Origin of the sequence: Liquorilactobacillus sicerae (assembly GCF_029916425.1) — a bacterium.
In the GTDB taxonomy this organism is placed as follows: Bacteria; Bacillota; Bacilli; order Lactobacillales; family Lactobacillaceae; genus Liquorilactobacillus; species Liquorilactobacillus sicerae.
The window spans coordinates 1-25,444 of the sequence record NZ_JAHAVQ010000004.1; the positions used below are offsets into that span (position 1 = coordinate 1).

At 38.1% G+C, this 25,444-nt stretch carries 25 protein-coding genes, 12 tRNA genes, 1 rRNA gene, 1 riboswitch and 1 other annotated feature (1 of these 40 cut by a window edge); of the genes, 33 read left to right on the top strand and 5 right to left on the bottom strand.

The window, feature by feature from the left end:
* The first annotated feature begins 88 nt into the window (after window positions 1–88).
* The 15 genes from rrf to KH893_RS03380 all read left to right on the top strand — a co-directional run bounded on the left by rrf (window position 89) and on the right by KH893_RS03380 (window position 4,118).
* Window positions 89–205: ribosomal RNA gene (gene rrf, locus KH893_RS03310) — 5S ribosomal RNA — on the top strand.
* 7 nt (window positions 206–212) lie between these two features.
* A tRNA-Asn gene (locus KH893_RS03315) sits at window positions 213–285 on the top strand.
* 9 nt (window positions 286–294) lie between these two features.
* A tRNA-Ser gene (locus KH893_RS03320) sits at window positions 295–386 on the top strand.
* A gap of 10 nt (window positions 387–396) precedes the next feature.
* Window positions 397–468: transfer RNA gene (locus KH893_RS03325), tRNA-Glu, on the top strand.
* 3 nt (window positions 469–471) lie between these two features.
* A tRNA-Val gene (locus KH893_RS03330) sits at window positions 472–544 on the top strand.
* Between the two features lie 42 nt (window positions 545–586).
* A tRNA-Phe gene (locus KH893_RS03335) sits at window positions 587–659 on the top strand.
* Window positions 660–663: 4 nt separating this feature from the next.
* Window positions 664–746 (top strand) — tRNA-Tyr (locus KH893_RS03340).
* Between the two features lie 6 nt (window positions 747–752).
* Window positions 753–826: transfer RNA gene (locus tag KH893_RS03345), tRNA-Trp, on the top strand.
* 2 nt (window positions 827–828) lie between these two features.
* A tRNA-His gene (locus KH893_RS03350) sits at window positions 829–901 on the top strand.
* 6 nt (window positions 902–907) lie between these two features.
* Window positions 908–979, top strand: a tRNA-Gln gene (locus tag KH893_RS03355).
* 26 nt (window positions 980–1,005) lie between these two features.
* Window positions 1,006–1,076, top strand: a tRNA-Cys gene (locus KH893_RS03360).
* A gap of 57 nt (window positions 1,077–1,133) precedes the next feature.
* Window positions 1,134–1,218: transfer RNA gene (locus KH893_RS03365), tRNA-Leu, on the top strand.
* Between the two features lie 571 nt (window positions 1,219–1,789).
* On the top strand, window positions 1,790–2,212 hold the full coding sequence (locus KH893_RS03370) for a MarR family winged helix-turn-helix transcriptional regulator (protein WP_281164737.1): 423 nt from the start codon (window positions 1,790–1,792) through the stop codon (window positions 2,210–2,212).
* An 84-nt stretch (window positions 2,213–2,296) separates the two neighbouring features.
* Window positions 2,297–3,655 carry a dihydrolipoyl dehydrogenase family protein gene (locus tag KH893_RS03375; RefSeq protein WP_281164738.1) on the top strand — a complete coding sequence of 453 codons (1,359 nt, stop codon included), beginning with the start codon at window positions 2,297–2,299 and terminating at the stop codon, window positions 3,653–3,655.
* 391 nt (window positions 3,656–4,046) lie between these two features.
* Window positions 4,047–4,118: transfer RNA gene (locus tag KH893_RS03380), tRNA-Gln, on the top strand.
* Between the two features lie 227 nt (window positions 4,119–4,345).
* Here the strand turns inward: KH893_RS03380 and KH893_RS03385 are convergent.
* Genes KH893_RS03385 through KH893_RS03395 form a run of 3 tightly spaced genes read right to left on the bottom strand, consistent with a single transcriptional unit; the run spans window position 4,346 to window position 6,163 of the window.
* Window positions 4,346–4,819: a glutathione peroxidase gene (locus KH893_RS03385; protein ID WP_281164739.1), complete on the bottom strand. Its 474-nt coding sequence runs from the start codon at window positions 4,817–4,819 to the stop codon at window positions 4,346–4,348.
* Window positions 4,820–4,864: 45 nt separating this feature from the next.
* On the bottom strand, window positions 4,865–5,401 hold the full coding sequence (locus KH893_RS03390; protein ID WP_281164740.1) for a 3'-5' exonuclease: 537 nt from the start codon (window positions 5,399–5,401) through the stop codon (window positions 4,865–4,867).
* Window positions 5,402–5,407: 6 nt separating this feature from the next.
* Window positions 5,408–6,163 carry an exodeoxyribonuclease III gene (locus KH893_RS03395; protein ID WP_281164741.1) on the bottom strand — a complete coding sequence of 252 codons (756 nt, stop codon included), beginning with the start codon at window positions 6,161–6,163 and terminating at the stop codon, window positions 5,408–5,410.
* Between the two features lie 139 nt (window positions 6,164–6,302).
* Between KH893_RS03395 and murB the strand changes: the two genes are divergently transcribed.
* Both murB and KH893_RS03405 read left to right on the top strand, forming a co-directional pair.
* Complete coding sequence (murB, locus tag KH893_RS03400; RefSeq protein ID WP_427859818.1) at window positions 6,303–7,202, top strand: UDP-N-acetylmuramate dehydrogenase; 900 nt, start codon at window positions 6,303–6,305, stop codon at window positions 7,200–7,202.
* A 120-nt stretch (window positions 7,203–7,322) separates the two neighbouring features.
* On the top strand, window positions 7,323–9,434 hold the full coding sequence (locus tag KH893_RS03405) for a cation:proton antiporter domain-containing protein (protein ID WP_281164743.1): 2,112 nt from the start codon (window positions 7,323–7,325) through the stop codon (window positions 9,432–9,434).
* Here KH893_RS03405 and KH893_RS03410 read toward each other — a convergent pair.
* A complete protein-coding gene (locus KH893_RS03410) occupies window positions 9,391–10,110 on the bottom strand; it encodes a DUF1361 domain-containing protein (RefSeq protein WP_281164744.1) in 720 nt (239 codons plus the stop codon). The genes KH893_RS03405 and KH893_RS03410 overlap by 44 nt on opposite strands.
* A 136-nt stretch (window positions 10,111–10,246) precedes the next feature.
* Between KH893_RS03410 and cdaA the strand changes: the two genes are divergently transcribed.
* Genes cdaA through glmM form a run of 3 tightly spaced genes read left to right on the top strand, consistent with a single transcriptional unit; the run spans window position 10,247 to window position 13,638 of the window.
* Window positions 10,247–11,086, top strand: a complete 840-nt coding sequence (cdaA, locus tag KH893_RS03415; RefSeq protein ID WP_281164745.1) for a diadenylate cyclase CdaA — start codon at window positions 10,247–10,249, stop codon at window positions 11,084–11,086.
* A complete protein-coding gene (locus KH893_RS03420) occupies window positions 11,086–12,249 on the top strand; it encodes a CdaR family protein (protein WP_281164746.1) in 1,164 nt (387 codons plus the stop codon). The genes cdaA and KH893_RS03420 overlap by 1 nt, the downstream gene beginning before the upstream one ends.
* A gap of 30 nt (window positions 12,250–12,279) precedes the next feature.
* Window positions 12,280–13,638, top strand: a complete 1,359-nt coding sequence (gene glmM, locus KH893_RS03425; protein WP_281164747.1) for a phosphoglucosamine mutase — start codon at window positions 12,280–12,282, stop codon at window positions 13,636–13,638.
* 66 nt (window positions 13,639–13,704) lie between these two features.
* Here glmM and KH893_RS03430 read toward each other — a convergent pair whose 3' ends face one another.
* On the bottom strand, window positions 13,705–13,953 hold the full coding sequence (locus KH893_RS03430) for a hypothetical protein (RefSeq protein WP_281164748.1): 249 nt from the start codon (window positions 13,951–13,953) through the stop codon (window positions 13,705–13,707).
* Between the two features lie 318 nt (window positions 13,954–14,271).
* Here KH893_RS03430 and KH893_RS03435 point away from each other — a divergent pair, with 318 nt between their 5' ends.
* The 13 genes from KH893_RS03435 to metK all read left to right on the top strand — a co-directional run bounded on the left by KH893_RS03435 (window position 14,272) and on the right by metK (window position 25,322).
* Window positions 14,272–14,580 carry a hypothetical protein gene (locus tag KH893_RS03435; protein ID WP_281164749.1) on the top strand — a complete coding sequence of 103 codons (309 nt, stop codon included), beginning with the start codon at window positions 14,272–14,274 and terminating at the stop codon, window positions 14,578–14,580.
* A 146-nt stretch (window positions 14,581–14,726) separates the two neighbouring features.
* Complete coding sequence (locus tag KH893_RS03440) at window positions 14,727–15,626, top strand: phosphate ABC transporter substrate-binding protein (protein ID WP_281164750.1); 900 nt, start codon at window positions 14,727–14,729, stop codon at window positions 15,624–15,626.
* Window positions 15,627–15,643: 17 nt separating this feature from the next.
* Window positions 15,644–15,811 (top strand): hypothetical protein, encoded by a 168-nt coding sequence (locus KH893_RS03445; RefSeq protein WP_281164751.1) that lies wholly within the window; start codon window positions 15,644–15,646, stop codon window positions 15,809–15,811.
* A 72-nt stretch (window positions 15,812–15,883) separates the two neighbouring features.
* Window positions 15,884–16,807 (top strand): phosphate ABC transporter permease subunit PstC, encoded by a 924-nt coding sequence (gene pstC / locus KH893_RS03450; RefSeq protein ID WP_281164752.1) that lies wholly within the window; start codon window positions 15,884–15,886, stop codon window positions 16,805–16,807.
* Window positions 16,804–17,697 (top strand): phosphate ABC transporter permease PstA, encoded by an 894-nt coding sequence (gene pstA, locus KH893_RS03455; RefSeq protein ID WP_281164753.1) that lies wholly within the window; start codon window positions 16,804–16,806, stop codon window positions 17,695–17,697. The genes pstC and pstA overlap by 4 nt, the downstream gene beginning before the upstream one ends.
* A gap of 10 nt (window positions 17,698–17,707) precedes the next feature.
* The gene (gene pstB / locus KH893_RS03460) at window positions 17,708–18,517 is read left to right on the top strand and encodes a phosphate ABC transporter ATP-binding protein PstB (RefSeq protein ID WP_281164754.1); all 810 of its coding nucleotides are present in this window, start codon (window positions 17,708–17,710) and stop codon (window positions 18,515–18,517) included.
* A gap of 15 nt (window positions 18,518–18,532) precedes the next feature.
* Window positions 18,533–19,288, top strand: a complete 756-nt coding sequence (pstB, locus tag KH893_RS03465; protein WP_281164755.1) for a phosphate ABC transporter ATP-binding protein PstB — start codon at window positions 18,533–18,535, stop codon at window positions 19,286–19,288.
* A 13-nt stretch (window positions 19,289–19,301) separates the two neighbouring features.
* On the top strand, window positions 19,302–19,961 hold the full coding sequence (phoU, locus tag KH893_RS03470) for a phosphate signaling complex protein PhoU (RefSeq protein WP_281164756.1): 660 nt from the start codon (window positions 19,302–19,304) through the stop codon (window positions 19,959–19,961).
* Between the two features lie 239 nt (window positions 19,962–20,200).
* Window positions 20,201–20,680, top strand: coding sequence for a FeoA family protein (locus tag KH893_RS03475; RefSeq protein WP_281164757.1), 480 nt, complete (start codon window positions 20,201–20,203; stop codon window positions 20,678–20,680).
* On the top strand, window positions 20,677–22,812 hold the full coding sequence (gene feoB, locus KH893_RS03480) for a ferrous iron transport protein B (RefSeq protein ID WP_281164758.1): 2,136 nt from the start codon (window positions 20,677–20,679) through the stop codon (window positions 22,810–22,812). Before KH893_RS03475 ends, feoB begins: the two co-directional genes overlap by 4 nt.
* A complete protein-coding gene (locus tag KH893_RS03485; RefSeq protein ID WP_281164759.1) occupies window positions 22,809–22,979 on the top strand; it encodes a FeoB-associated Cys-rich membrane protein in 171 nt (56 codons plus the stop codon). The genes feoB and KH893_RS03485 overlap by 4 nt, the downstream gene beginning before the upstream one ends.
* 105 nt (window positions 22,980–23,084) lie before the next feature.
* Window positions 23,085–23,948 (top strand): class II fructose-1,6-bisphosphate aldolase, encoded by an 864-nt coding sequence (gene fba, locus KH893_RS03490; RefSeq protein WP_281164760.1) that lies wholly within the window; start codon window positions 23,085–23,087, stop codon window positions 23,946–23,948.
* A gap of 102 nt (window positions 23,949–24,050) precedes the next feature.
* A riboswitch (SMK box riboswitch) is annotated at window positions 24,051–24,132 on the top strand.
* Window positions 24,132–25,322, top strand: a complete 1,191-nt coding sequence (metK, locus tag KH893_RS03495) for a methionine adenosyltransferase (protein WP_281164761.1) — start codon at window positions 24,132–24,134, stop codon at window positions 25,320–25,322. (Overlaps the previous riboswitch by 1 nt.)
* 56 nt (window positions 25,323–25,378) lie before the next feature.
* Window positions 25,379–25,444: a binding site (T-box leader), on the top strand; it runs 155 nt beyond the window's last position.

A 25,444-nucleotide genomic window follows, 5' to 3' on the forward strand; every position in this document is an offset into this window, starting at 1 on the left:
GAAGACTTAACCAAAGAAAAGACAAAGTGTTTAAGGGAAAAAGAGATATTAGCTGGTTTTGAGGGAACAAGTTTTTCTCAAAGAGAAGTGCGGTGGCGATAGCAAGAAGGATACACCTGTACCCATGTCGAACACAGAAGTTAAGCTTCTTAACGCCAAGAGTAGTTGGGGGATCGCCCCCTGCGAGGGTAGGAAGCTGCCGTGCTAATAATTCCGGCATAGCTCAGTTGGTAGAGCGTCTGACTGTTAATCAGAATGTCGACGGTTCGAGCCCGCCTGCCGGAGTATATTGCTGGAGAGTTGTCCGAGTTGGCCGAAGGAGCATGATTGGAAATCATGTAAACGGATATTGATCTGTTTCAAGGGTTCGAATCCCTTACTCTCCGTCAGCAAATTGACCCGTTGGTCAAGTGGTTAAGACACCGCCCTTTCACGGCGGTAACATGGGTTCAAATCCCGTACGGGTCACTTGGAGGATTAGCTCAGCTGGGAGAGCGTCTGCCTTACAAGCAGAGGGTCACAGGTTCGAGCCCTGTATCCTCCATGGAATAAAACAAGCGGATCTTTAACTTTTAGATTCGTTTATGGCTCGGTAGCTCAGTCGGTAGAGCAATGGATTGAAGCTCCATGTGTCGGCAGTTCGATTCTGTCCCGCGCCATTATGGAAGGGTAGCGAAGTCTGGCTAAACGCGGCGGACTGTAAATCCGCTCCTTCGGGTTCGGTGGTTCGAATCCACTCCCTTCCATTTTATAGGGGTATAGTTTAAAGGTAGAACTACGGTCTCCAAAACCGTCAGTGTGGGTTCAATTCCTACTACCCCTGCCATGGCGATAGTGGCGAAGTGGTTAACGCACCGGATTGTGGCTCCGGCACGCGTGGGTTCGATTCCCACCTATCGCCTGTTATTGGGTTATAGCCAAGTGGTAAGGCAAGGGACTTTGACTCCCTCATGCGCTGGTTCGAATCCAGCTAACCCAGTTGATGGAGTTTTAAAATCAAAGATTGGCGGTATAGCCAAGTGGTAAGGCAGAGGTCTGCAAAACCTTCATCACCGGTTCAAATCCGGTTACCGCCTTTTACCTTAAAAAGGTAGTATTTTGATTCTGTCTGTGTTATAATTCTTTTATATCTTGCCGGTGTGGCGGAATTGGCAGACGCGCTGGACTCAAAATCCAGTGTCCGTTGAGGACGTATCGGTTCGACCCCGATCACCGGTATTTTTTATTTTCTTTAAGGAACGTAAAAGCCTTTAAATCAGCGTTTCTAGCACCTGGAGAACATTAAGAGAAGTTAATAAACTTAATTTTGTTGTCCTCTTGTTGTCTTAAGGTGTCCATTAAATGTTCTATCTTGTCATCATTTCGGGTTTTATACTCGTTGATAAGGTAGGCTTTTTTTGTTTCTTAATATATATTTGTTACTAATAGAAATGTTCTCTAATCTAGTACCTGTTTGTATTTTATGTCTTGACTTATCAAATTAAATGCAACTCTATAATGGTTGCTTAAGCTGCTCTAATTATATTATCAAACTTGTTCAGCAGCCATGATGTCTGCTTTTTTAAATGTAAGCGTTAACTACTATCTCGATATATTATGAGAAAATCAGTGTGTAAATAGTGTTAAAGCAAATAAATTTGGAAAATATTTTACAGTGACAGAAGTAATTGTTAAAAAAACTTGCTTTTATTTAATAAGCATGGTACATTAAAAACATCGTATGCGACCTATAAAACTAAAGGAGGAATTTTTAATCGCTAAATCAGCGGATTTTTATGATGAACTTTGCTTGAGTGTTTATACCACTAATCGCTATTTTCATCAATTATACGCCTGGATATTGCAAGCTGATGATTTAACATATCTGCAGTATATGGTTTTATTAAATGTTACTCGGCAACCGAACTGTTCATTAACGGATATTTGTCAAACATTGGGGTTAGACAATAACACTTTGACTCCAGTTACCCAAAAATTGCTTCAAAAGGGTTGGTTGGTTAAAGAACGTTCAACTGAAGATCGACGTCGCTGGATTTTAAAGTTAACTTCAATGGCTGTTGAAAGATTTGATAAATTACGTGGTCAAGTTGAAAATTTGCAAGGACGCTTGATTGGTGATTCGACAAGCGAATTTGAACAGGTATTGCGTCAATCGCATGAGCTAAATCAACGTTTGCAGCAGGTATTGGAGCAAGGGCTAACGGATAAGTAAAGGAGGTATCCATTGCTAAAAAAATAAATATATTCTAGTAAAATATTTGTAGTTTATAAACATATAATACGAAGGAGATTTATAATGAATAATTACGATTATGATGTAATGTTTATTGGCAGCGGACATGCAAATTGGCATGCAGCGTTGGCTTTAAGAAAAGCTGGTAAAAAGGTTGTTTTGATTGAAAAGGATTTAATTGCAGGGACTTGTACCAATTATGGCTGTAATGCTAAGATTTTATTGGATGGAGCGGCTGATGTTTTGCATCAAGCGGCCGCTTATCAGGGCAAAGGAATTACTGGTGAGTTGAAAATTGATTGGTCAGCGTTGATGGCTTACAAACAGCAGACCATTAATCCAATTCATTTGTTGCTGGAGCAGCAATTCAAAGCTGCTGGAATAGAAATTGTGGATGGTACGGCTGCATTTGTTGGCCAACATACAGTAACGGCTGCTGGTAAAACAATCAGTGCTCAAGACATTATTATTGGAACTGGTCAGCGTCCAAATATTTTACCAATTCCGGGAAAAGAATTAATGCATGATAGTCGGGATTTCTTAGACTTACCAGAGCTACCTAAGCATTTAACATTTATTGGTGCTGGAATTGTTTCACTGGAATTTGCAATGTTAGTGCGAGCGGCCGGAGCGCAAGTGACAGTAATCGAATTTGCCAAAACAGCTTTGCGAGGCTTTGAAGGAAAATATGTCGAGCTGATTTTACAGCAAATGCGTGATTTAGGGATAAAACTGCATTTTAATGAAGCAGTTCAAAGTGTTGCTAAGCAAGATTCACGGTTAGTAGTTAAAACTGCTAGTGGTTTGGAAGTCATGACTGACTATGTTGTTGCTGGAACTGGTCGAATTCCAAATATTGAAGAACTAGCTTTAGACAAAGTCGGGGTTAAATTTGATAAGACGGGAATTTTAGTTGATGATCATTTACGGACGAATATTAAAAACATTTACGCCAGTGGAGATGTTATTGCTAAGAGAATTCCTAAATTAACTCCAACAGCTACTTTTGAATCGAATTATTTAGCATCTTTGTTATCAGGTCGGACAACTGCACCAATTCAATATCCGGCTATTGCCAGCGTCGTCTTTACGTTACCACGAATTGCTCAAGTCGGAGTTACATCAGCTCAAGTGGCAGCATCACCGAACGATTATCAAGTAGTGACAATTCCTTATGGAGCCCGCTTACGTTTCCAAACTAAAAACGAACCCACAGCAGAAGCCACTTTGATTTTTAATCGGGAACATTATTTAGTTGGAGCAAGTGTTTATGGTGATGAAGCCCCCGAATTGATTAACTTTTTGACAATGATTATTAGTCAAAAGCTAACCTTGAGCAAACTGAATCAAGCAGTTTTTGCTTTTCCAAGTCAAACAATTGGTTTATTAAGTATGCTGAGTCCTTATTTGAAACAAATTTAGTTGCGTTTCTGTCAAGCTATATTGTGGAACCATGAAGTCCTCTGAATAGGGGGCTTCTTTATTTTACAATTAAAAGAATTCTGTCATAAAATGGTCCAATGAAAAAGAGCCCTGCGAGGTAGGATAGTTCAAGTCGCATCAAGCAGTTTGGCAACAAGGAAAACTGCCAAAAAAATTTTAGAATAGACAATACTGAAAAAAGCTCAATTTTGGAGTTACCGAAAAAAACTTGACACATACCTTAAATAAAAAGTTGTTGTCTCTAATTGCAGAGTGTGCTATTATATAAAAGTCAGTTGGTATTCAGCTAATTGATGGTATTCATTGGGATGTGAATGTCTCTTGCGCTGAGTCATACAGATTTAGTGCTTTTTGTTTGATTAATTCTAATTGGGTTATAGCCAAGTGGTAAGGCAAGGGACTTTGACTCCCTCATGCGCTGGTTCGAATCCAGCTAACCCAGTCGGTTATTTTAGGTTGGAGAGCATTATTTATTTACTATTGTTTCTCAATCTTTTAGCAGCAGAAGTTCCTCTTTATGAGGGCTTTTTTTATTGGAAAAAATAGATCGTAATTCTGATAATCTTTTCCATCTTGACGATTAAAATGATCAAATTACCATTCAGACCTAATTGTTTAGCTATAGATAGGCTTAGCAATCAGCTGCTAAATCTAGCTATAGCTAAGAGACTACTGAATTAGGTTCCCAATGTCAGTGGCTAGTTGTAACGGGGTTTCTTTTGGTTCAAGGCGTCGGACAAGCTGACCCTCCTGATCAATTAAAAACTTGGTAAAGTTCCATTTTATTGGTCGATTGTTAGTCCTAGCAATCAAATATTTGAATAAAGGAATTGCTTCTTTGCCGCGAACTTTTACTTTTTGTGAAATGTCAAAAGTCACACCAAAATTTTTGCGGCAAAATGACTCAATTTCTTCATTAGTCCCAGGATCTTGACGCAGAAATTGATTACATGGAAATCCAATAATTTTGAACCTATCAGGGCCAAATTCTTGATAAAGGCTTTCTAAGTCAGCAAGTTGTGGAGTGTGACCGCATTTGCTAGCAGTATTAACGATGATTATCACCTTGCCTCGATAGTCAGCTAATTTTTTGCTTTCACCGTTTATTAATGTGAATTCAAAGTTGTAGAATTCTTCATTCATTTAAATTGCTCCTTTTCAGTTATTCAAAGTTAATAGACACTTAAATTATTGTGGTGCTTTGATAAATGGCAACAAATTTTCTTGTCCAAAATGCTTGGCTTGCCATAAAAGAATATTTGCACAGGCCAAACTATCATCTAGTGCATTGTGATGATGCTCAAGTTTAATATTTAAGTTCTGACAAACCGTGTTTAGGCGATAATTTTCAAATCCTTTTAGTAAACGTCGGCTAGTTTGTAAACTATCAATCACTGCGAATTGTGCGGGTGGTAAATTGAAAGCTTGTAACGATTTTTGTAAGACACTACAGTCGAAACGAGCATTGTGGGCTGCAACTAATTTATCAGCTTGAAAAAAGGTCGCAATATGTGGCCATAATTCAGCTAACGTTGGTGCTTCTTGGATATCATCTGCAGTGATACCATGAATATGGACATTACGTCGATCAAAGTAAGTGTGTGGATTTAACAATGAATAAAGCTGGTCAGTTATCTCATTATTTTTGACAATTGTTAAGGCAAGAGAACAAGCGCTAGCTCGCCGTGCATTAGCAGTTTCAAAATCAATTGCTACAAAGTCCATTTAATTTCACTCCTTAAGTTCCAACTCAACTGGGCAATGGTCTGAACCATAAATATTTGTCAAAATATTAGCTTTTAAAATTTGGTTCTTTAATCGATCGGCAACAATAAAATAGTCAATGCGCCAGCCAGCGTTATTTTCTCTGGCATGAAAGCGATAACTCCACCAAGAATAAATTCCAGTTGTTTCTGGATGAAGAAAACGAAAAGAGTCAATAAATCCCTTTTTCAGCAAGCTGGTCATTGCTTGGCGTTCTTGATCAGAAAAACCAGCATTATGTCGATTGGTTTTCCAGTTCTTTAAATCAATATTTTGATGTGCAACGTTTAGATCTCCGCATAAAATAACTGGCTTTGTTTGATCAAGCTTTTGCAAATAATTTTGAAAAGCTGTTTCCCATTTCAAGCGAAAGTCCAGCCGCTTTAATTTTTGCTGCGAATTAGGCGTGTAACAATCAACTAAATAAAATTTTTCATATTCAAGAGTAATGACCCGTCCTTCATGATCGAATTCATCGATTCCGATTCCATTAGTAACATTCAGCGCTGGGTACTTTGCAAAAATTACCGTTCCAGAATATCCTTTGCGATCAGCATAATTCCAATAAGCTTGATAGCCAGGTAAATCCAATTTGATTTGACCAATTTGTAATTTAGTTTCCTGTAAACAGAAAAAGTCACTATCTAACTGTTCAAAAACGGCTTGAAAATTTTTTTTTAAAACAGCTCGCAAGCCATTAACATTCCATGAAATAAATTTCATATGGGTTTACACCTTTCTTTACTTGTCTAAAATTGATTTTAGCAGTCTGAAGTTAAAAAAACTAGTTTTAGATCTTTGAATAAAAATGGTAGAATTAACATAGATTAATTATTAGGTGAGGATCGTTTGAACAATGAAAATTAAAACAGCAGCTTTTGTGGATCAGTTTCCAGAAATTGAAATTTTAAAGAATGAACCACTTGCAAAATATACTAATACCAAAACTGGAGGGCCAGCTGAACTTTTGGCTTTTCCTAACAACAGTCAGCAATTACGTCAATTGGTTGTCTCAGCTCAGCAAGCAAATCTTGAATTGACAGTATTGGGAAATGCTAGCAATTTAATTGTCCGAGATGGCGGTTTAGATGGTTTAGTGATTATTTTGCAGAAAATGAATAAAATTACTTGTAGCGCTAATCAAGTGATTGCTGAAGCTGGAGCCGCAATGATTCGGGCCACGGAAGTTGCTTGGCAAAATGGGCTGACGGGTCTTGAGTTTGCAGCAGGGATTCCTGGTAGTGTCGGAGGAGCAATCTTTATGAATGCTGGCGCTTACGGGGGAGAAGTGGGGCAAGTTGTTGAGAATGTTAAAGTGATCGATCGGCAAGGAAATTTAAAAACTTATTCGCAAGATGAACTCCACTTTAGTTATCGTCATAGTCGAATTCAGGATGAAGATGATTTGGTGATTGAAGCAGTTTTTTCATTAAAATCCGGTCAGCCAGCTTTGATTCGGGCTAAAATGGATGATTTGAACTTTCGTCGGGCAGCTAAACAGCCGTTGGAATATCCTTCGTGCGGAAGTGTCTTTAAGCGACCAAAGGGATATTACACCGGAAAATTGATTCATGATGCGAAGCTTCAAGGTTATCGTGTCGGTGATGCACAGGTCTCATTAAAACATGCAGGATTTATCGTTAATTTAAATCATGCAACGGCTGATGATTATTTAGCAGTAATTCAACATGTTCAAGCAATCATTTGGCAAAAATTTCAAGTTCGTTTAGAAACTGAGGTTCGAATCATCGGTAAAAATTGATTTATGAAGTAGTCTGTTGGATAAAAAGGCAGACTACTTTTTTTTAGGCAGTTTTTTTGTAATAATAGTATTGAGATACTTAATGTAGAAAAGTTCATAGAAGTTAGGGGGCGGTGCAAAGTGGCAATTGTTGAAACAGTCATTGGATTGATTTTAATTGTGCTTGTTTCAAATTTAATCAATCATTATTTCAAATGGCTGCCAGTTAGTTTAGTTCAAATCCTTTTAGGAACGATTATTGCCTTAATTTTTAATTTAAAGATCGACTTGGATGCTAACTGGTTTTTACTGCTATTTATTGCTCCGTTGCTCTATAATGATGGCCGTCGTTTTCCGCGTAAGGAGCTTTGGAAGCTAAAAGGTCCGATTTTTAATAATGCGATTTTACTAGTTTTTTTGACAATGTTAGTTGGTGGTTTTTTGATTGCTCAGTTGATTCCTAGTATGCCTTTGCCAGTGGGGATTGCTTTAGCAGCCGTTTTAGCTCCAACTGATCCAATAGCAGTTCATTCAATATCAAAACAAGTTAGATTGCCGGAAAATGTTTTGCATTTAGTTAGCGGGGAAAGCTTAATCAATGATGCCAGTGGCTTAATTGGTTTTAAATATGCAATTGCAATTGTAATTACAGGATATTTTTCATTATTCCAAGCAGTTGGAGACTTTTTTTATGTTTCAATTATTGGAGCAATAGCTGGGTTGTTGTTGATGGGGCTGGTTATCTTAATTATTGAGTGGTTGATAATCAAGGATTTCAATGATGTTGTTTTTAACACCGTCTTACAAGTTTCGATCCCATTTATTATCTATCTAGTTACCGAAAAGTATTTACATGCTTCTGGAGTGATTGCTGTGGTTGTCGCAGGAGTCTTTTTTGCAAGTCAACGAAACAATTTTATCAGTGTTCAGCCAGAGATTAATTTGGTGACGGAAAGAACTTGGGATATTATTGCTTATTTGCTAAATGGCACAATGTTTACAATTTTGGGAGTGGAACTACCCTTTGCCATGCAAGGAGCGATCAAAAGTGATCGAGTTGACACATTTCGGGCATTTTTGTTGATTGGGGCGGTCTGGTTGATTTTATTGATTATTCGGGTTTGCTGGACATTCGTTTATCAATTATTTGATCGTCAAAAGACTAAAATGTTGGTCAGACTGAAAATTGCGTTAATTTCTGGATTATCGGGTGTTAGAGGAGCAATCACAATGGCAGGTGTTTTAACGATTCCTTTGACGATTGCCAGCGGTTCACCATTTCCCGAAAGATCCTTAGTTTTATTCTTAGCTGCAGGAGTAATTATTTTAAGCATGTTAATGGCCATCCTTGTTTTGCCATTTTTAGCTGGTAAGTCATTAGCTATTCAAACACGGGGAGCGAATACTGAATTAGATGCGGCTGAATTAGAAAGTGATGAGGAACAATCAGCTATTGCTGAAGAACAGATCCCGATTTTAACAAAAAGCCAAGCTAAATTATATATATTAAAAAATGCTGTTCGCAGTTTGGAAGAACAACGTCGCCAGCAGAATCAATTAGCAGTTTATCAATTGATTTTGGAATACCAATATTTAATTAAGAAACTTGAAATTTCCGAGGAAGATCAGCCAAATGAAGCCAGTATTATTACCGATGAATTGAAATTAAATCGGGTTGCCATCAAAGGTCAACAAAAAGAATTAAAACGGCTGTACCAGTCAAATCAAATTCAACAAAACATTTTTCAATATTACCAAAAACGTTTAGAACATCAGTTGAAAGAAATCGATCATGGAGTAGCTTTACCACATTTTGGATTACTGTTTAGTTTAAAGCGGATGATTTTGAGCTTTGACCGGCATTTTAAGGTTAAGCATGATGCACAACAGGGAAAAAAATTTATGGCTCAGATTAGATTAGCTGAACGGGCGTTGGCTAAAACAGCCATTAAAACACTTTCAGAATATTTGCGTGACCCGGCTGTTAACGAAAAGAAATTTAATCGAGAGGCAATCTATCATTTAATCATTCGTTATCGAACTTTGATTGAAAAGCAAAAAAATCAAGCTAGCTCAGATCCAACTGCTTTTCAACAGCAAATGAAAAGCTTACGTTTGAAATCAATCAATGTTCAACGACTGTCTTTGCAGTTTTTGATCGAACAAGGCTATCTAGATCATCGTGCAGCCATGCAGTTAAGACAATATATTAATCACGAGGAGAATTTGTTGCTGCGGGTTGATCCGGTTTAGCAGTTGAATGCTGACTTTCAAGTCGTTGAAATTCAAAGCGGTTAATAAACATACAGCCCCAAATTAGTAGTTGCAGTGCATACATGAAAGTAACGAAGACCAGCATCCGCCAGCTCCACATACTGATCAACTGTTGTATGACCCATTGAGGATCTAAAATTAAATAAACAGTGTGCAATCTTAAAAAGCGGCCAATATAAATTCCAATTGCTGATAAAACAAGTAAAATGTTGATCAGAATAACTTGATTAAGCCTACTCCAACGTTTTAAGTGCCAGAGAACTTGATCCGCTACGTATTCCAAGCTAATTGTTCCCACCAGTGTACAGGCTAAGGCTCCGATCAGCAAGTTGGTGAATTTTAGCCAAAGATGTAGATTAAAGACCATTAATTTGTTCAAACTGTTGTATGGATCCAACATTGCTAGATGAAACAGATCAGTCAGTTCATAAGGTGCATTTGGGAAAAATAAGAGCCAGATTATAAATAATAAAAAAAACCAGAAATTATTTTGGCGATAGTCGATGTGAAAACTAATTTCGATTGGAATATATGCTAAGAAGGTATTCAATAATAAGAAACTGTAAATTTCGCCTTTTAAATAAACTGTCAAATAAATATAGAGCATGTATGACCAGAAAAATATTCTAAGTAGCCAACGATTCCTTTTTGTCATTTTTTCACCTGATTTCGAACTTTAATCAATTTTAACAGATTTATTTAAGCAGCAGGCTCAAAAAGCAATTTCTTAACTATTTTGAAAAAAACATTAGTGATATAATCAATTTGTTAAAATCAAGGAGGTTAAATTTGTGACCAGTGATATCGAAAATTTATTAAGCTGGCAAACGGCAATTCATTTACTGGATATTTTAGTGGTCTGGTTTGTTATTTATGAATTGATGATGCTGATTCGGGGCACTAAAGCAGTTCAATTATTAAAGGGTGTTGTGGTCATTATCGTCATTAAAGTTGTCAGTCTGTATATTGGATTGAAAACTGTTTCTTGGATCACGGACCAAGTGATCAATTGGGGCTTGATTGCAATTATTGTCATTTTCCAGCCAGAAATTCGCCGCGGTTTGGAACATTTAGGCCGTGGTTCAATTTTTGTTCATAACAATAAGGAAAATGAAAACCAAAATAAAATGATTGATGCTTTGGATCAAGCTGTCCAATATATGTCCAAAAGAAGAATTGGGGCCTTGATCACGATTCAAATGAAAACCGGCTTGGAAGATTACATTGAAACCGGGATTAAATTAAATGCCAATATTACCGGAGCGTTGCTGATTAACATTTTTATACCCAATACTCCTTTACATGATGGAGCGGTGATCATTAGAGATAACAAAGTCGCGGTGGCGGCTGCTTATTTGCCACTTTCAGAAAGTAATCTGATTCCCAAAGAATTAGGAACTCGTCATCGAGCAGCAGTGGGAATTAGTGAGGTCACAGATGCCTTAACAATAGTCGTGTCTGAGGAAACTGGTGGGGTGACGATCACAAAGAATAACGAACTGCTTCGCGATTTGACCAGAGATGATTATTTAAAATTGCTAAGGAAAGAATTATTAGTAACTCCACAAAAGTCGAGTCATTCGCCCGTAGTCGGCTTCTTTGAGGGCTTTTTTAAGGAGGGCAAGCATTAATGAACTGGAATCGATTATTTGATAACAAATGGTTTTATCGTTTGCTTGCACTGGTTTTTGCCGTCTTGTTATTTAATTATGTTAATTCGATTGGCATCGTTGATAAGGATCAGTCATCAGCAGCTGATAATCAAAATGGCAATTCAGTAGTTGCCGAAAGATCTGAAACATTAAATTTTCCGCTAAGCATTAACGTTGATAGTGATAAGTATTTTGTATCAGGTTACCCAGAAAAAGTCAAAATTAAAATCAGTGGTCAAAGCTCACTGGTGACTGCTGCAACTAATACACGAAATTTTAGCGTTTATGCTGACCTGACTGGTTTAAAACCAGGTAAACATTGGGTAAAGCTAAAGCAAGCTGGTTTGAATCGTGATTTAAATTATCAAATTTCACCAGCTAAGATCAAAGTAAAAATCAGTTTACGAAAAACAAAGACTTTCCCAGTTTCGGTTAGTTACAGTTCTGATCAGCTGGCAAATGGTTATCAAGCTGATAAAGCAGTCGTTAGTCCAAAAACTGTTACAGTGACCGGAGCAAAAAAAGATGTAGATCGAATTGCAAAAGTCCAGGCAAATTTGCAGTTATCAAGTGGAACTCAATCAACAGTTAACCGTCAGGTAATGTTGCAAGCAGTTAACAATAGCGGTAAAATTCTAAACGTAGTTATTAGTCCAGAAACTGTAAAAGTTCGCTTGCCGATTTTTTCATCTGAAAGTGAAAAAAAATTTCCGTTAAATTTTGTCGCCAGTGGCAATTCAGGCAATTATGATTATAGTTTTTCAAGTAACATTAAGGAAGTTACAGTCAAAGGAACTAAAAGTGCTTTAGCCAATCTTTCTAAATTTACAGTATCAGTACCAATTGATAATGTAACTTCAGATACGACGAAAGAAGTTGATTTGGTTTTACCATCTAAAGGTATTTCAAGTGTTGATCCTAAATCAATCAAGGTAAATATCAATGTCAGTTCAGTTTCGGCGGGCAGTGTTAATTCCGCTAGCAATACAACTTCGACAAAAAAGAATTCATCAGTATCGACAACTGAAAGCGAAAGCTCTGATTCAGATTCAGAAACATCAAAAACGAATGCAAGTGCTACAACAAATTCAGACAGTGAAACAACTTCCAGTTCTTCAACCGGAAGTACAGCAGGAAATTAAGTTTAGAGACAGAAATGAGGAAGTATATTTATGAAGTATTTTGGAACAGATGGTGTCCGTGGAATTGCTAACCAGGAATTGACACCAGAGTTGGCATTTCGTTTAGGTCGTTGCGGTGGTTATGTGTTGACTAAACATGCTAAAGACAGTTCAAAATCACCACGCGTTTTAGTAGCTCGTGATACGCGGATTTCTGGTCAGTTGTTGGAGCATGCTTTGATTGCTGGTTTACTGTCCGTTGGAATTGAGGTCTTTTCACTAGGTGTAATTACGACGCCAGGAGTTGCTTATTTGGTCAGAGTCCAAGGAGCTGATGCTGGGGTAATGATTTCGGCTTCACATAATCCGGTTCAGGACAATGGTATCAAATTCTTTGGCGGAGATGGTTATAAACTCTCTGATGAAAAAGAAGAAGAAATTGAGGCATTGCTCGAAGCTCAAAGGGACGAGCTACCACGTCCAGCAGCGGATGGTTTAGGGATAGTTAGTGATTATCATGAGGGAAGTTTAAAGTATACTCAGTTTTTGGAACAGACAATTCCTGATGATTTAAGTAGCTTAAAGATTGCAATTGATGGTGCTAATGGGGCAACAAGTGGGATTGTTTCCCGCTTATTTGCTGATCTGGGAGCGGACTTTCAGACAATGGCAACGAATCCGGATGGTTTAAACATTAATAAGGGTGTTGGATCGACTCATCCTGAAGCCCTGGCAAAATTTGTTGTTGAACAAAAAGCACAATTGGGAGTTGCCTTTGACGGTGACGGTGATCGCTGTATTGCAGTTGATGAATTAGGTAACATTGTTGATGGTGACAAAGTTATGTTTATCTGTGGCAAGTTTCTTAGCGAACGGGGACGTTTAAAGAAAAATACAATCGTTACAACAGTTATGAGTAATCTTGGCTTATATAAAGCAATGGAGAAAACTGGACTCAATTCAGTTAAAACTAAAGTCGGCGATCGTTACGTAGTTGAAGAAATGCTTAAAAACGGTTATAACCTTGGCGGCGAGCAATCGGGACATGTTGTTTTTCTTGATTTTAATACCACTGGTGATGGCATGTTGACAGCTATTCAGTTAATGAATGTTGTTAAGCAGACTGGTAAGAAGTTGTCGGAACTGGCAGCTGAGGTCACTAGCTATCCTCAGGAATTAGTTAATATACCAGTAACTGATAAGTTTGCTGCAACTAAGGATCCACAAATTCAAGCCGCTATCAAGCAAGTTGAAAATAAGATGGGGTCTGATGGTCGAGTATTGGTTCGTCCCAGCGGCACAGAAGCTTTATTACGTGTCATGGCAGAAGCTAAGACCAAAGAACAGGTTCATGAATATGTTACGGAAATCGCACAAGTTGTTCGCGAGCGACTAGGTAAAAATAATTAAAATAATTATAAATTGAAAGATCCGGCTAGTAGTGATTCTTCGACTAGCCGGATCTTTTTAGGAGATTTAGTTTTTAATTAAACGAAACAAGAAATTTAGGATCCTGAAAAATAGGTAAAAGGTCAACGTGATCCAGCTGAGATACCAAATGATCAGCAGAAAGACGATCAGCCAGTTTCCAGAGTTAACTAACAACCAACCAGTTGAAAATAGTGTCAGAACTTGCTGTTTTTGATAAACCGCGTAAATTAGTTTAACAATTATCAGCAACCAAGCTAGGTCAAAACTAATTTTTAATTGATTTAAGTTAATCATAATAGCTACCTCGATAAATAATTTTTAATTAACATCAAATTGCAATTAATTTCATTATAAATAAAAAAATAAAAAAAAAAAGTCAAATTATGTTGACAGCGTTTTCATCTTAAGGTACTATTTAGTCACAAGGTAATTTTATAATTTACCTTCTAATCAATTCTCTTTCTCTCTTATGCCAACCACCGCTGCAGTTGCGGTGGTTTTTTTGTTAAATAAAGATTAATCAGCATTAAAGATTAACTAAAGTCTTTCAACTGAAATTATAATTGGGATAATATAGAATGTGAAGTTTAAAAACTGAAGGAGGAAAAAAACTTGAAGAGTCATGAGACATTAACGCTGATTGAAGAAATTACCTTGAATGATGGGACCAGTTATTTTGAAATTTCGAATATGGTTCAAAATGGAAGAGCAGAGTTAGCTGCAATTCGTGGAATGATAAAAAGTGTCAGAATTCTGCAATTAAACATCCCTCATTCTAGCAGTGTGATCGAGTATGAAAGTTATATCAATGAAAATTTTGAAATGCCATCGGAAAAATTTGATCATTTTGAACGTTGGCAAAGAACGCCAGAAATGGAAAAAATTGTTGAGCAAATTTTACAGGAAAACCATATTGCTTAGAAAAATTGAAAAAGAGTTTTTTAAAAAATTGGGTTGAGTTTTTCAACCCAATTTTTTCCTTTACACAACCGTTACAATAACTAGTCTTTTTCCTTTACATTCAAATCATACAATAGGTATGTAACAAGGAAGGGAAGAAAGAAAAAATGAAAAAACTAACAAAAATTGCAACAATTATTCTTGCTAGCTCTGCATTATTAGTTGGATGCGGCAAATCAAATTCGAGTTCAAGCAGTTCAACTAAAAGCAGTTCAAGTACCCAAGTTTCTGGAAAAATTACAATTGTTGGTTCAACGGCACTTCAACCATTAGTTGAAAAAGCTGCTGAAAATTTTCAAAGTGACAATTCGAAGGTTAACATTACAGTTCAAGGTGGCGGTTCAGGAACAGGTTTGAGCCAAGTTCAATCGGGTGCAGTAACTGTTGGTAACTCTGATATTTTTGCTGAACAGCAAAGCGGAATTAAAGCTAGTAAATTAGTTGATCATAAGGTTGCGGTGGTTGGCATGGCTCCAGTAGTCAATAAAGAAGCTGGTGTCAAAAATGTCACGATGAAACAATTGCGTGAGATATTTACTGGAAAAATCACTAACTGGAAACAAGTTGGCGGCAAAGATCAAAGCATTGTTTTGATCAATCGTCCAGAAGGTAGTGGTACTAGGGCAACCTTTGAAGATGCAGTTATGGATGGTCAAACTGCTAAGAAGTCTCAAGAGCAAGATTCAAATGGTACTGTTCAAAAAATGGTTGCTCAAACTCCAGGTGCTGTTAGTTATTTAGCGTTTTCTTATATCAAGTCTGACATTCAACCACTCTCAATCGACGGAGTTAAACCAACTGATGCTAACGTAACGAATAATAAGTGGAAGATTTGGTCTTATGAGCATATGTATACGAAAGGCAAGCCAAACAAAGTTACTAAAGCATTCTTAAACTATATGGTTTCTGATAAAGTTCAAAAGAGTTTGGTCAAAGATCTTGGTTACATTTCGATCAGTAATATGAATGTTGCCAAAAATTCTGCAGGAAAGGTAAGTACAAAATAAAGAAATCGGTGAACTGAATGACAGTTGCGCTGACAATTTTACAAGTAGGATTATTTATTATAACAGCAATCGCTTTAATTGCTTACATTCATTTAGAATTAAATTGGTCACAATTTCTTGAAGTCACTGGTGGGCTGATAATTTTAGGAGTGACTGGTTGGCTAATTTGGCAGTTATTGGTTTGATGTTTTGGGGAGTGAACAACAGTGAACAACTGTTTAGTTGACTCCCAAATTTTGGTAGAAAGGTGAATTTTTATGGACCCGATTAAAAGTAAGATCCAAAATAGCTCCAAAGAAACTCGGCAGGATCTTTATGGCAGAATTATTTCTTACAGTTGTATTGTCTTGATCGTTGTGGTTGTGCTATCGATCTTTTTCTTTGTTTCTTCAAAAGGAATTGCAACTTTTACTGTCAACCATGTCAATCTCTGGGACTTCTTGAGCGGTAAAAACTGGAATCCGGCAGTGACAGACGATAGTGGACATGCTGAATTAGGAGCCTTGCCAATGATTGTTGGTTCTTTCGGAGTAACTTTTTTGGCGGCTTTGTTTGCAACACCGTTTGCAGTCGGAACAGCGCTTTACATGACAGAAATCGCCTCGCGCCGTGGTGAAAAGTTTTTGCAAAGTGTTGTCGAATTGTTAGTTGGCATTCCTTCAGTTGTTTACGGCTTTATTGGATTATCGGTTGTTGTGCCTTTTATCAGGCACCATTTTGGCGGTTCAGGTTATGGAATTTTATCTGGGGCGATTGTGCTGTTCGTGATGGTTTTGCCGACGATCACCTCAATGACAGTTGACAGTTTGCGTGCTGTTCCAAGATTCTATAAAGAAGCATCGTTAGCTTTGGGTGCAACAAAATGGCAAACGATTTATAAAGTTATTTTAAGAGCTGCGACTTCAGGAATTCTGACGGCAATTATTTTTGGAATGGCTCGGGCATTTGGTGAAGCCTTGGCAGTTCAAATGGTAATCGGAAATAATGCAGTTATGCCTAAGGGGCTGTTTTCATCGGCTTCAACTTTAACAAGTGTTTTAACGATGGGAATTGGTAATACGGTCATGGGAACGGTCAGCAACAATGCTCTCTGGTCGTTGGCATTGATTTTATTGTTAATGTCGTTAGTATTTAATATTATCGTTCGACTGATCGGTCGCAAAGGGAGGATGCAGTCATGAAAACTAAAATTGAAAATCAGGTAGCGCTTGCGATTATCAGGTTGATCGCAATTTTAGTTGTAGTGATCTTGGCCTTCTTGCTTGGCGATATTTTACTAGCTGGCGTTCCGCATATTTCTTGGCATTTCTTGACGGCTCCTTCACAATCATTTACCAGTGGCGGCGGAATTGGTATTCAGCTGTTTAACTCAATTTATCTGTTGGTTTTGACGTTGATTATTTCCTTTCCAATCTCATTAGGAGCCGGGATCTTTTTAGCTGAATATGCACCTAAGAATTTTTTAACGGCAATTGTCCGAATGGCAATCGAAGTTTTAAGTTCGCTGCCTTCAGTTGTTGTGGGCTTATTTGGTTTTTTACTATTTGTGGTTCAGTTGAAAATGGGATTTTCAATTTTATCTGGAGCGATTGCGTTGACTTTCTTTAATCTACCTTTGTTGACCAGAAATATTGAGGAATCACTGTCTGCTGTACCAAACCTGCAACGCGAAGCAGGAATGGCACTAGGTCTTTCTAAGTGGCGGACAGTTACACGAATCATTTTGCCTGAAGCCTTGCCTGGCATTATTACGGGTGTAGTTTTAGGCGCTGGGCGAGTCTTTGGTGAAGCTGCCGCCTTGATCTATACAGCTGGTCAAAGTGCGACGAATATTGACTTTACGCAATGGAACCCGCTTAATTCGGCTAGTCCGCTAAATATAATGCGTCCGGCAGAAACTTTGGCGGTTCATATTTGGAAAATTAATTCTGAAGGTGTCATGCCAGATGCCAGTGCAGTTTCAGCTGGTTCGTCGGCAGTTTTGATTATTGCGGTGCTGTTGTTCAATTTGCTGGCTCGAGTTTTAGGAAATGCTTTGTACCGCAAGTTGACCGCATCCAAGACGAATTAGGAGGAACAAAATGACAATTAGCAAGTACGATTTAAGTCAAACAGCCATTTTACCGCTTGAGCAAAAAAATCGTGAACTAGCACTTAAAACACAAAATTTACAAGTCTTTTATGGTAAAAACCAGGCAATTTTTGCAGAGAATTTGGCATTTGAGAGATTTAAAATTACTTCTTTAATTGGTGCTTCTGGTTCGGGCAAATCAACATTTTTAAGATCCTTAAACCGAATGAATGATGGGATAGCTCGGGTGACTGGAAAAATTTATTACCGTGGTTTAGATATTAACTCACGAAACATCAATGTTTATGAAGTCCGCAAGCATATTGGAATGGTTTTTCAACGACCTAATCCATTTTCAAAATCGATTCGTGATAATATTACTTTTGCTTTACGTCAAAATGGATTAAAAGATAAAGAACAGCTGGCGGCCAGTGTTGAATCCAGTTTAAAGGATGCAGCTTTATGGGATGAAGTCAAAGACGATCTAGACAAAAGTGCTTGGGCCTTATCAGGTGGCCAGCAGCAGCGCTTATGCATTGCCAGAACGATTGCAATGAAGCCTGATATTTTGCTGCTTGATGAACCTGCTAGTGCGCTGGACCCAATTTCAACCAGTAAAATTGAAGAAACTTTGGTCGAATTAAAGCAAAAGTATACAATCATTATTGTGACGCACAACATGCAGCAAGCTTCGCGGATCAGTGATTATACGGCTTTCTTTCACTTAGGACATATTATCGAGTATGATAAAACTAAGCATATTTTTACAAATCCTAAAATTGAAGCGACTAATGATTATATTTCTGGAAACTTTGGCTGAGAGGGGCAGCAAGCAATGAGTGAATTTATTGAGACAAAAGATGTGCATTTATATTATGGTGAAAAAGAAGCTTTAAAAGGAATCAATCTCAGCTTTCCAGCCAATGGAATTAACGCTTTGATTGGACCCTCAGGTTGCGGAAAATCAACTTATTTACGGACTTTGAACCGAATGAATGATTTAATTCCTGGGGTCACGATGACCGGCAGTGTCCAAATTAATGGGCAAGATATTTATAGCCCCAAAACTGACACAGTTGAACTTCGCAAAAAAGTTGGCATGGTTTTTCAACAACCGAATCCATTTCCTTTTTCAATTTACGAAAATGTAACTTATGGTTTACGGATTGCCGGCATTAAAGACAAACAACTGCTGGATGAGCGAGTTGAAGAAAGTTTGAAACAAGCGGCCGTTTGGGATGAAATTAAGGACACCCTGCATAAGAGCGCCCTTTCACTTTCTGGTGGTCAGCAGCAGCGTGTTTGCATTGCAAGGGTGCTTGCTGTTAAACCAGATGTCATTTTGCTAGATGAACCGACCAGTGCACTAGATCCGGTTTCCAGCGGACTGATTGAAGATATGCTGTTGGCAATTCGTGATGACTATACGATCATTATCGTGACTCATAATTTACAACAGGCTTCACGGATTTCGGATCGAACCGCTTTCTTTTTAAATGGCAAATTGATTGAGAGTGGTCAAACCAGGCAGATTTTTATGCAGCCACAAAAAAAGGCAACTGATGATTACATCAGCGGTCGCTTTGGTTAAGGAGGATATAAAAATGGCTAAGATTTTGTTGAAGCAACTAAAAAGTCTGCATCAAGATTTTGCAGCAATGGGACTTGAAATTGCGACTGCTTTACAGCAGGCAGCTCAAGCTTTTCGAGCTAAAGATCAAAAACTAGCACAAGCCGTGATTGATCATGATGAAAAAATCAATGAGCAGGAAATTTATTTAGAAAAAAAAGCCACCCAAGTCATTGCTCTACAACAGCCGGTTTCTAATGATTTGCGGATCTTGATTACGATTTTGAAGGCCAGTTCTGATCTAGAACGGATTGGAGATCATGTGGCTAAATTTGCGCAAGCAGCTTTGAAAATTCCTGCGGGAAAGAAAAATTCAATTATTGAAGATGCGATTGCCAAGATGAGTCAGCATGATCATCAAATGCTGCAAGAAATTATTCAAGCGTACATCGACAATGATGAAAACGCTGCTAAAGAAATTGCTAAATCAGATTTAAAAACGGATCATTACTTACGTTTGATCCGGCAAGAAGCAATGAGCACCATGCAAAACGATCCGGACTTTGTCAGTGTTGGGACCGAGTATGTGGTGGTTGCTGCTCATTTGGAACGAATTGGCGACTATGTAACCAATGTGGCTGAATGGATTGTCTACACGAATAGTGGAAAAATTGTTGAATTAGGTTTTCATTAGGCTAAAAAATTCAACTGCTTAAGAGAAAAAATCGGTTAGCAGGCTGAGACAGTCCTTAATTTCAAAATCCGCTTTCAGAATGGATTTTACAAAAATTCCAAAAATAGTTTATGGCAAACTAGGACAAATTAAACTTTGTCTTAGTTTTTTTTGTTTAAAAAAGAATTGAATTTTTAATGAGAATATGCTAATTTTAAATTAAATGAAAATCATTCTCATTTACGAATGGAAGTGCCTGAATGGAATCTTTAGCAGCAATTAAGGAAAAAGGAAAATATATTGTCGTGGATATTATTGGTGCGTCGCATTTTGTACGTCGACTAGCAGAAATGGGACTGGTAGTTAATTCAAATTTAACAGTAATTTCTGTTTCACAAAACGAAAGCGGCTTAGTAGTCTTTTTAAAGGGCCAGCGCTTAGCGATCAGTGACTCATTAGCAAGCAGCATTTTAGTCAAAGGAATTGATGAGCTTGGTGATTTGCAAGTTGAACCACTAGCACAATTGGAAACTGGTAAATCTGCCGTTGTCAGCAAAATAATTGGTGAGCGCCCCGTTAGAAGGCGCTTGATGGATATGGGCTTGACAAAAAATACCGTGATTAAAATTTTGAGAGTCGCTCCTTTAGGCGATCCAATCGAATTAGTGTTGCGAGGATATAAATTAAGTATCCGCAAGCAGGAGGCTGAATATATTATGGTGCGGGAGGTGCTTGAATGAAAATTGTTGCTTTAGCCGGCAATCCTAATAGTGGGAAAACCACTCTTTTTAATCTTTTGACGGGCTCAAATCAGTCAGTTGGTAACTGGCCTGGAGTTACAGTTGAAAAAAAACAGGGCCCATATCGAAAAGATAAAAAGATCATGATTCAAGACTTGCCAGGAATTTATTCTTTATCACCTTATACAGCTGAAGAGGTAGTTTCACGGAAGTATTTGATTGAGCAAGGCCCAAGTCTGGTAATCGATATTGTTGATGCTACTAACATTGAACGTAACCTTTATTTGACCTTGCAACTGATGGAAACTGGCCAACCAATGATTGTCGCTTTAAATATGATTGATCTTTTAAAAAAACAACAACGAAAAATCAATTTAAAGAAATTAGCCTATCTTTTATCGGTCCCGGTAATCGCAATCTCGGCTTTAAAAAAGAAAAACATTGATAACTTGCAACGACAAGCAGAACATTCATTAACTGAACAGCCAGCTTATCCACAACCGCAATATGATGAACGGCTGGAGTCAGCTTTAACGATGATCGAAAAAAATTTGACGGGAATCATTCCAGAAACCAAACTTCGCTGGTATGCAATTAAGTTATTTGAGCGTGATGAACAAGTTTGGCAAGAAATCAAGTTGGATAATACACGAAAAAAAGATATTGAAAAAACCATTGATACAGCTGAAAAGCTCTTTCAAGATACCAGTGACAGTATTATTATCAATGCTCGTTACGAGTTGATTTCACGGCTAGTTAAGATGTGTGTGATTGATGAAAATGATTTTGCGATGAGTTTTAGTGATCGAGTTGATATGGTGATCACTAATCGTTGGTTAGCACTGCCAATTTTCTTTTTGGTCATGTGGGCAGTCTATTACTTGTCGATTCAAACAATTGGGACAATGGGCAGTGATTGGATCAATGATGTTTTATTTGGTAAATTGATTCCTAACTTTGTTCAAGGATGGCTGGTGAAATGGCAAGTTGCTAGTTGGATGCAAGGGCTGGTCATTGACGGGATCATTAACGGGCTTGGCTCGATTTTAGGCTTTGTACCGCAGATCATGATGCTGTTTTTATGCTTGGGGATCTTAGAAGATTGCGGTTATATGTCCAGGATTGCTTTTGTTATGGATCGAATCTTTCATCGTTTCAATTTGTCCGGCAAATCATTTATTCCAATGTTGATTTCAACCGGCTGCGGGGTGCCAGGCATTATGGCAACTAGGACGATTGAAAATGAAAAAGACCGCAAGATGACAATCATGCTGACGACTTTTATGCCTTGTTCAGCAAAGCTAACCGTTATTGCTTTAGTCTCAGGGACCTTTTTCCCTGATCAAAGCTGGGTTGCTCCGTCAGCTTACTTTTTAGGAATGGTAGCGGTAGTTGGCTCGGGAATCTTTTTAAAAAAGACCAAATTATTTGCCGGGCCACCGTTGCCATTTGTTATGGAACTGCCAGCTTATCATTTTCCAAAACCAGCCAATGTTGGCCGGCAGGTTTTGAATCGGGCTGATAGCTTCATCAAAAAGGCAGGAACGATTATTTTTGCCTCCTGTGTTTTAATTTGGTTCTTTTCGAGTTTTAACTTTTTATTACAGCCAGTTGGGCAAAATCAAAGTATGCTGCGCTATTTTGGTATGGTATTATCACCAGTATTTGCTCCGCTTGGTTTTGGCGACTGGCATACAACAGTTGCTGTTTTGGCGGGCTTGATTGCCAAGGAAAATTGTGTTGGAACTTTGAGAATTACTTTTGGCAATGCAACAGCAGCGGGTTTTATGACAACTTTGCGGCAGACTTATTTGCCAATCGCTGGTTACTCATTTTTAGTCTTCAATTTGTTATGTGCTCCTTGTTTTGCAGCAATTGGCACCATGTACAAAGAATTTGGAGACGCAAAATGGACATTGCGTGCGGTTGCGTATCAAACAGTTCTAGCGTATATTGTTGCGATGTTGATTTATCAGGGTTATCAGGTAGTTGTTGGTCAGGGCAACTGGTTCAGTTTATTGCTGAGTGGAATCGCAATTGCAGTGATCAGTTATGGACTTTTAATCAAAAAAGATCAAAACGAAGAATTAAATCAATTACAGGCAGACGTACAGGAAGGAGTTTCAAAATGATTGCAACAATTATCTTAGCGATCGTAATTTTTTCAGGAGTTGGTTATATCATATATACGCGTTTCATTAAGCGCAACCACGCGGCTGGATGCCATGATTGTGATGATCTCGGTTGTCCGTTAGTTGATCCAGTCAAACTTAAACAACAGGCTCATTTGAAAAAATGAGAAAACTTAGTGAAAAAATTTTCAATTATATACTGCGTTTTCATTTAATTTTGTGTTAAAATAAAAATGTACTCAGATGAGTAATATATTTTAGGAGGCTGTTTTATGTCATTCGTAAACGGTAATGAAATCTTCTCTGCTGCTCGTAAGGGCCATTATGCAGTCGGTGCTTTTAACACAAACAACTTGGAATGGACGCGGGCTATTTTGAAGGGCGCACAAGAAACCAAGACACCTGTTTTGATTCAGGTTTCCATGGGCGCTGCAAAATACATGGGCGACTATAAGTTAGTTAAGACCCTAGTTGAAAACGAAATGCGTGTTATGAACATCACTGTACCAGTTATTATGCATCTTGATCATGGTAATTATGAAGCTGCTAAAGAATGTATTGAAGCTGGCTATACTTCAGTTATGTTTGATGGTCATGATCTCCCATTCGAAGAAAATCTGGAAAAGACCAAGGAAATTGTTAAATTAGCACATGCTAAAAATATTTCCGTTGAAGCTGAAGTTGGTTCAATCGGGGGTACTGAAGATGGTATCGTTGGTTTAGGTGAATTAGCTGATGTTGAAGAAGCTAAGAAGATGGCAGCAACGGGTGTTGATTACTTAGCTTGTGGAATTGGTAATATTCATGGCAAATATCCTGCAAACTGGAAAGGCTTGAGTTTTGATCGGCTGAAGGAATTGGCTGATGTCATTGATACTCCATTAGTTTTACATGGTGGTTCAGGCATTCCTAAGGAACAAGTTGTCAAAGCTATCAGCATGGGTATTTCAAAAGTTAATATCAACACTGAATGTCAATTATCATTTGCTGCTGCAACTCGTAAATACATTGAAGCTGGCAAAGATCAACAAGGAAAAGGCTATGATCCTCGTAAGTTATTGGCTGACGGAACACAAGCAATTACTGACACAGTTGAAGAAATCATTAGCTGGTTAGGAACTCCTTCAGTTAAGTAATTTGTATTTTTCGCATTAAGAGTATTTCGTTTGAGATACTCTTTTTTTGTAGCAAATTTTGTAAACAAGTCCTGATTGATTATTGGTTTTGTGTTAATATATTATTGTTACAGCACATTCCCGAAAGGATTCATTTTTATGTGAAGATGCCTTGTAACCAAATTTTTGAATGGGGGAATTTATGTGTCAGAAAGACATTTATTTACGTCGGAATCGGTCTCTGAAGGTCATCCCGATAAAATTGCTGATCAAATCAGCGATGCGATTTTGGATGCTTTGATTGCCAAGGACCCAGATGCTCGGGTAGCTTGCGAAACAACTGTGACAACTGGCTTAGTGGTCGTGGTAGGAGAAATATCGACAAAAGCTTATGTCGATATTTCCAAAGTTGTTCGTAAAACGATCAAAGAAATCGGTTATACTGATGGAAAATATGGTTTTGACGGCGATAATTGCGCTGTCATGACTTCGATCGATGAGCAGTCACCAGATATTGCTCAGGGAGTTGATAATTCCTTGGAAACACGGACTGGAGAGGTCGACCCGCTTGATCAAATTGGAGCTGGAGATCAAGGAATGATGTTTGGTTATGCTATTAATGAAACACCTGAATTGATGCCATTACCAATTGCTTTGAGTCATCGCTTAATGCGCCAGATCGCCCAAGTTCGCAAACAAGGGATTTTAAAATATCTTGGACCGGATGCTAAAGCTCAGGTCACAGTTGAATACGATGAGAATAATCAGCCAAGTCGGGTAGATACAGTTGTTTTATCGACCCAGCATGATGCGGATACTTCACTAGAAGCGATTCGGCATGATGTCATTGAAAAAGTCATTAAAGCAGTCATCCCGGCTAAGTATTTGGATGATAAAACAAAATATTTAGTCAATCCAACTGGTCGTTTTGTGATTGGCGGTCCTCAAGGTGATGCAGGTTTAACTGGCCGCAAAATCATCGTTGACACCTATGGTGGTTATGCTCATCATGGCGGTGGGGCTTTTTCGGGTAAGGATCCGACAAAAGTTGATCGCTCAGCGAGTTATGCAGCTCGTTATATTGCCAAGAACATTGTGGCTGCTAAACTTGCTTCTCAAGTTGAAGTCCAGTTAGCCTATGCAATTGGAGTTGCTCAACCAGTTTCAGTTTCAGTCAACACCTTTGGAACTAGCCAAGTTTCAGATGAAAAGCTAGTAGCTGCAATTCGCCAAGTCTTCGATTTACGACCAGCAGGAATTATTAAGATGCTGGATTTGAAGCGACCAATTTACAAGCAGACAGCAGCTTATGGCCATTTTGGTCGAACAGACATTGATTTGCCATGGGAGCACACAGATAAAGTTGCGGAATTGAAGAAATTTTTACAACTTTGAAAAGAAAAGTTTTTAGAAACAGTTGCATAGCAAACCAAGTTTTGTTATGATTAAATTAATATTTAATTAGAAGGATTAGTAGCTAAAATTAGCATTTTACAGAGAAAGTATCAGGGCTGGGA